This window comes from Nocardia farcinica (assembly GCF_029867845.1).
Lineage (GTDB): Bacteria > Actinomycetota > Actinomycetes > Mycobacteriales > Mycobacteriaceae > Nocardia > Nocardia farcinica_A.
Window position 1 is genome coordinate 1 of the sequence record NZ_JARWRU010000098.1, and the last position, 4186, is coordinate 4186.

4 protein-coding genes and 1 pseudogene are annotated in these 4186 nt (G+C 72.6%); 4 read left to right on the forward strand and 1 reads right to left on the reverse strand.

What is annotated here, in order from left to right; genetic code table 11:
* Window positions 1-275: pseudogene (locus QH283_RS01825) on the forward strand (hypothetical protein); the annotation flags it as partial.
* Here the strand turns inward: QH283_RS01825 and QH283_RS01830 are convergent.
* Window positions 214-639, reverse strand: a complete 426-nt coding sequence (locus QH283_RS01830) for a MarR family winged helix-turn-helix transcriptional regulator (RefSeq protein WP_280501277.1) — start codon at window positions 637-639, stop codon at window positions 214-216. The pseudogene QH283_RS01825 and the gene QH283_RS01830 sit on opposite strands and share 62 nt — an antisense overlap.
* Window positions 640-793: 154 nt before the next feature.
* Here QH283_RS01830 and QH283_RS01835 point away from each other — a divergent pair, with 154 nt between their 5' ends.
* The 3 genes from QH283_RS01835 to QH283_RS01845 all read left to right on the forward strand — a co-directional run.
* The gene (locus tag QH283_RS01835; protein ID WP_280501278.1) at window positions 794-1255 is read left to right on the forward strand and encodes a nitroreductase/quinone reductase family protein; all 462 of its coding nucleotides are present in this window, start codon (window positions 794-796) and stop codon (window positions 1253-1255) included.
* 332 nt (window positions 1256-1587) lie between these two features.
* Complete coding sequence (locus QH283_RS01840; RefSeq protein ID WP_280501279.1) at window positions 1588-1932, forward strand: hypothetical protein; 345 nt, start codon at window positions 1588-1590, stop codon at window positions 1930-1932.
* Window positions 1933-2103: 171 nt separating this feature from the next.
* Window positions 2104-4186, forward strand: a 2083-nt coding sequence (locus QH283_RS01845) for an FAD-dependent monooxygenase (RefSeq protein ID WP_280501280.1), incomplete at its 3' end; no start/stop codon positions are given.

Consider the following 4186-nt stretch of genomic DNA (forward strand, 5'->3'; position numbering starts at 1 on the left):
CTCTCGACCTGGCGCGCGGCCTCGGCCTCGCCGACGTCCTCACCGACGACTCCCAGCGCCGCAAGCAGATCGTCCAGCAGTGGGCGGTCACCCTGCACACCGCTCTCGCCGCGGCCCCCGGCCGCGGCAGACCACCCGCCGCACCGTGCTGCCGGTCCGGCCCGGCCCGCGGATGGTCGGCGTCGGCGGGCGCCGTCGGGTCGGCGGGCGCCGTCAGAAGGTGGCGGAGGTGCGTTCGAGGTAACGGGCCACGATGTCCAGTTCCGCCTCGGTGAACTCGGCGTTCGCGCGCTCGAGGATCTCGGTGTACTGCCCGTAGCGGGCGATGACGGGCGCTGTCGCGGCTCCGTCGACCTCGATGTTGATCCGCCTGCGATCGGCGGGATCGGGCACGCGCCGTAGATACCCCGCGCTCTCCAGTCGGTCGAGCACCCTGGTCACGGTGCTGGTCGGCAGTCCGCTGATCAGGCTGAGCTGCTTGGGGGTTCGCACGTCCTCGCGCAGCACGAGCAGGTGCAGCGTCTGGAGGTCGGTGACCAGCAGGCCGAATTCCCGTGCGATGCGCTCGTTTCCGAGCACGGCGTTGACCAGCGCCTGCTGGAGGGCGCGCTGGATGCGGACGCTGTTGGGGTTGGACACGGTCTGCCTCCCGGCCTAATATTCCCGATACGGAATCATCCCGATGTGGGAATAAACGCCGACGGGACGATTCGCGTCCCGGATTCTAGGGGACGACGGCGCCGGGTCCGCCCGTGCCGCCTTCGGTCTCCACCACTTCCCAGAGGAGTCGCACATGTCGAGCACAGGCGCGTTGCCCGGATGGCTGAAGCCCGCCAATCGCGTGGTGAAGGCACTGCACCGCCTCGGTCTGCCGACCGGAACCATTCACATCCTCACCGTCCCCGGCCGGGTCAGCGGCGAACCTCGCTCGACCCCGGTCTCCCCGCTCACCGTCGACGGGCGGCGCTACGTCATCGCGGGCCTGAAGGATTCCGCGTGGGCGAAGAACGCGCGGGCCGCCGGCCGGGGGCGGCTGAGCCGAGGCCGCACCCACGAGGAGATCGCGCTGATCGAGGTCGGCGACCCGGCGACCAGGAAGGCGGTCATGACGGCCTTCCCTGCCCAGGTCCCGCACGGCGTGCAGTTCTTCCTGCGGATCGGGGTCGTCGACAGCGCCGAGCCGGCCGCCTTCGGCGCGGCCGCCGACAAGGTGGCGGTCTTCGAGATCCGCCCCGTCGCCGCGCCGAGCCGCTGAGTTGATCCGCCGTCCTCGCCGCCTTCGGCCACGAATACACGACCGACATCCGTCGTGACAGTGGGGAGGAGCAGAGTTGAGCAGACCGAGATCGCGCCGGGAAATCCCGGCGGTCGCGGTGGCGAGGCAGATCATCGCGGGGCTGGGCAGGCCGTCGGTCGGCATCACCGGATCGGCGGTGGTGGGTGCCCCCGGGTGGGCCCGCGACCCGGGGTGCAGGAGCGGTTCGACGGAAACGGGATTGGATCGGTGCCGGACCGGGCATGGTCAACAGGACAGCGACGCGTTCGCGCGCTGTAGGTGAACCAAGGTCGAACGACGAGAGGAACACCATGAACGCTTCGAGGATGCTGCTCGGCGCCGCATTCGCCCTCGGCCCGGTGCTGGCGGCGGGCGCCGCCGTCGCGGACGAGGAACTGCCGCCCCCGCCGCCACCCCCGGCGGTCGAGGTGGTGGCAGGTCCCAACTGGGTGGTCGTGAGCGTGACTCCGCTGGGTGGCGACGCCCCTGAGGCCTGCTCGGTCGACCCCTACAACGGCACCCCCGAAACCCAGAGCATCCCGGTGGCCCCCACCGGCAACGTCTTCGTCGACAACGTCCCCGTGGGCACCCACACCGTCTCGGTCTGGTGCCCGAACGGCGGGATCACCACCTCGACCGTGGAGATCACCGGCTGACCGGAGGTCGCGACGAACAGTCGAGGTCCACCGGACGGCGTGTCCGGTGGGCCTTCGCATGTCCGGGGCGGACGACATCGGCGAACCAAGGGCGCATCGAACTGGTACCACCTGATTCCCGTGCCGCCGGTGTGGTGGATACTGACCGCCGAGACGGCGGAAGGTGCGGCAATGGCGATCGATCGGGCGGGCCGGGGGCACGCGGTGGTGCTCGGCGCGAGCATGGCGGGGCTGCTCGCGGCCAGGGTGCTCGGCGAGACCTTCGCTCGGGTCACGGTGATCGAGCGCGACGACCTGTCGCAGCCGGGGGACCGGCCCGGCGTGCCGCAGGGCAGGCACGTGCACGCGCTGCTGGCGCGGGGCAAGCAGATCTTCGAGGAGCTGTTCCCCGGCTTCACCGCCCAGGCGCTCGCCGACGGGGCGGTGGAGTGCCGCTCGCTGAGCCAGATGCGCATGACGATCGCCGGCCGCACGCTGCGGCAGGCGGACGCGGGCTACTCGCTGTTGCAGGCCAGCAGGCCGTTCCTGGAGTGGCGGGTGCGCGAGCGAGTCCGGGCGCTGCCGAACGTGACGATCGAGGACGGCCACGCGGTGACCGGCCTGCTCACCGCGGACGGCGACCGGCGAGTGCGCGGGGTGCGCGTGGATTCCGGCCGCGGCCCGCGCGAGGTCGAGGCCGATCTGGTCGTCTCCTGTCTGGGCAGGCACGGGCCGATCGAACAGTGGCTGGCGGGCCTCGGCTACGAGCAACCGCGCGCGGAGGGCGTGCGCATCGACATGAAATACGCGAGCCGGTATGTGCGGCTGCCCGCGGGCGCTGTCGCCGACAAGGAGATCGTGGTCGCGAACCAGAACCCCGCGCGCGGGCTTGCGCTGTTCGAGGTCGAGGGCGACCGGCACATCCTCACCCTGATCGGCTACGGCGCCGACCACCCGCCCTCCGACGACGACGGCTACTGGCGGTTCGCGGCCTCGGTCGCCCCGCCGGACGTGCGCCGCGCGCTGCTCGACGCCGAGCCGCTCACCCCGGTCGCCACCTACCGCTACCCGGCCAACCAGCGCCGCCGCTACGAGCGGCTGACCCGCTTCCCCGACGGCCTGCTCGTCATGGGCGACGCGGTGTGCAGCTTCAGTCCCGCCTTCGGGCAGGGCATGAGCGTGTCGGCCCTGCAAGCATTGTGCCTGCGCCGCGTGCTCGCCGAGTCGTCCGGGAAACCGCTGTCCGCGCGCTGGTTCCGCGCGGTGGCCGCCGAGATCGACGACGCCTGGATGATCACCAGGCTGTTCGACCTGGCCATGCCGCACGTCGACGGCGACACCCGCGTCCCCACCCGCGCGCTCGAGCTCGCCACCACGGCCGCCATGTCGGTGGGCGCCCGGGACGCACGGGTGGGCAGGCAGATCGCGCGGATCGCGGGCCTGCTGGACAAGCCGGTCAGCGTGCTCGACCCGATCCTGGTCGGCCGCGCCGTGACCGCGCTCGGCGCGAGCGGGCTCGCCGCTGTCCTGGACGGGCTGGGCGCGGCTGGTGACGGGACGACACGGTCGGCCGCACCCGGCTCGTCGGGCTTCGATCCGGTGCCCTACGGCCCGGCCCGTGGCTTCCATCGACTGACGGTCCGCGCGGTGGAGCCGGACACCTCCGGCAGTGTCGTCGTGGAATTCGCGGTGCCGGAACAGCTTCGCGAACGCTTCCGGTATCGGGCCGGTCAGCACGTGGTGATCCGGGGTGCGGGCCCATCGGGGTCGGTACGCCGCAGCTACTCGCTGTGCGACGCCCCCGAGGCGGGCAGGCTGCGCATCGCGGTCAAGCGGCAGGCGGGCGGGCTGTTCTCCGGTTACGCCGTGGACCGGCTCGCCGCGGGCGCGGTGCTGTACGTCTCCGAGCCCGCGGGCGGATTCACCGTCGACCCGAGCCAAGGAGGCCGTTATGTGGCGGTCGCGGCAGGCAGCGGCATCACCCCGATCCTCGCGCAGGTCGCCGCGCTCCTGGCCGCCGCACCGGACACCACGGTCACCCTGCACTACGGCAGCCGCGACGAACACTCGATCATGCTGCGCGGGCAGGTCGCCGAACTCGCCGCCCGACATCCCGACCGGCTGCGGGTCGTGCACCACCTCTCCCGCGGGAAGGCCGGCCCCGGCGATCCCGGCGTGGGGTACGGCCGCGGCACCCCCCCCGCCGGGGGGGCCCGGAAAACCCGCCCCCAGGGGCGGTTGGGGCCCCCCGCGCGCGGGGACCCCCCCCCCACCA

Bases quoted from the DNA above. Each gene is read 5' to 3' on its own strand.
- QH283_RS01835 (WP_280501278.1), top strand. From the start codon at position 794: ATGTCGAGCACAGGCGCGTTGCCCGGATGGCTGAAGCCCGCCAATCGC.
- QH283_RS01840 (WP_280501279.1), top strand. From the start codon at position 1,588: ATGAACGCTTCGAGGATGCTGCTCGGCGCCGCATTCGCCCTCGGCCCG.